General features: G+C 42.5%; 1 protein-coding gene and 1 pseudogene. One reads left to right on the top strand and one right to left on the bottom strand.

Features of this window, described 5'->3' with window-relative positions; all coding sequences use genetic code 11:
• A partial coding sequence (locus tag PX481_RS07730) for a glycogen/starch synthase (RefSeq protein WP_288094222.1) occupies positions 1-746 on the bottom strand: 746 nt, incomplete at its 3' end.
• Positions 747-1,617: 871 nt separating this feature from the next.
• Between PX481_RS07730 and PX481_RS07725 the strand changes: the two are divergent.
• A pseudogene (locus PX481_RS07725) lies at positions 1,618-1,850 on the top strand (calcium-binding protein); the annotation flags it as partial.

Raw genomic sequence — 1,850 nt, 5'->3', positions numbered from 1 at the left:
GTTTCTGGGGTAAAATTCTGCTTAAGATAAGCATCTTTAGCCGGGTTATACACCTCCGTGTCGATGCCGTTGACAATCCCCACCAGATTGCCGGAAATGTAGGACAATAATCCTTCTAAATTTTCGCCATAAATGGGGGTCTGTATTTGACGGGCATAGGTGGGAGAAACGGTGGTGATGCGATTAGCAAATTGAACCGCCGCGGCCATGGTATTATCCCCCTGCATATACCAAGGACACCAAGTCATTTTTTCTAATGCCTCCCGCCAAGGGCCCTGGTAGGCGAGATTATGGATAGTAAAAACGGTGCTAATATCGGGGTCTTGGTGCATCCAGACGGGAATCATGCCCGTGTGCCAATCATGACAGTGAATAACTTGCGGTTTCCAGTAATTCCAAGCGAATTCCGCCGCACCATTGGCAAATAGGGTAAATCGCCAGGCCTCATCTTCGCCTCCGTAGATACTGCGTCCAGAGAAAGCTAGATGACCAAAGAGGTAGAGAGGAATATCCGTATCGGGTAAAACCGTCTCATAGACTAAAAAATCCTGAAACATGGCGAATCCTGACCAAATGGGTTCGGAAGGGATGTCCATTTTTTCCTGGAGAAAACCGTAGTAGGGTAGAAAAATCCGCACGTCATGACCTAGCTGACGCAAGACTTTCGGTAATGCCCCAATTACGTCCCCCATTCCCCCAACTTTGGCAATTGGGGCGGCCTCGGCACCCACAAATAGAATTCGCATACTCTTCCCGCTTTACTTCACGACGACAAGAAATTTTAACAGATAAAACCCCCCTAGCAGGATTTGCCAGCAGGTTATTATCGGATTAGCCTAGATTTTTCTTTCACCAACCAGAGAGCCAACGAGGGGAAAATTAGCTGTTTTGGACATTATTAAGTTTTGTAGCCTTTTTTTGCCGGCTTTTTATTCGGAATAAGTGTTTAAGATTTTGGATGGACTCTACCAAAGAAGACAAAGTAAACTATAGCAATCCTAAATCATTTTCTAAAAACAACTGTATTGATGAATTTTAGGAAAATCAAATTTATGATCGATCATCAATACAAAATTCAAATAAAAATTTGACAATCTTAAAAGACTTGCATAAATACCGGCGTTGTCAAATTGAAAGATGCTCCGAATCAGCTAGGAACTGAAATTACTTTGATAGCAAGGATAGCATTGCATCTTGACAATTAGTGTTTCATGAACGAATAGTGCCGATGGTTGGGCTTAAGTGGGGAACAAGAGTCGCTCGATTTAGCAGTGGAATTAGCCCTACAATCGGCGTTGTCAAATTGAAAGATGCTCCGAATCAGCACCGGAGCATTGCATCTTTCCTCTTCTGATCTGACAACGCCCCCGTTTTCTTGTATTTAGAAAACGGGTTTCTTCGAGAAACTATTTAGAAACCCGTTTTCTTGTATTTAGAAAACGGGTTTCTGCGAGAAACTATTTAGAAAACGGGTTTCTTTGAGAAACCCGTTTTCTGCAAACGCCTATTTAGAAACCCGTTTTCTTGTAATAAATGTTAATTTCTGTTACAGGGGTCTTGAAAGATTGGGGATTGTTAGGCTAAAACTGTTATCAATAAACTTTTGCTGTTACTGTCATGACTCTCTCTCTTTTGTCGATTATTCCTGCTGTTTACGATGTTTTGTTTAATTTCGCTCAATCTGATGGCTTTTGGGCAAATTTGGCCATCGCTTTTGGCACAAGTTATGATGTGGTTAAGGCGACGGAATTACGACAGCAGTGGCAAAGCCGAAATTTTAGTCAAATTCCCCCAATTGAGGTACTTAGTGGTGAAGTTTTGGGGACGGCGAATGGTGCATATTCCAGTAG

This window comes from Microcystis sp. M53603_WE2, assembly GCF_030065435.1.
This window is presented reverse-complemented; position numbering and strand designations above follow the sequence as displayed.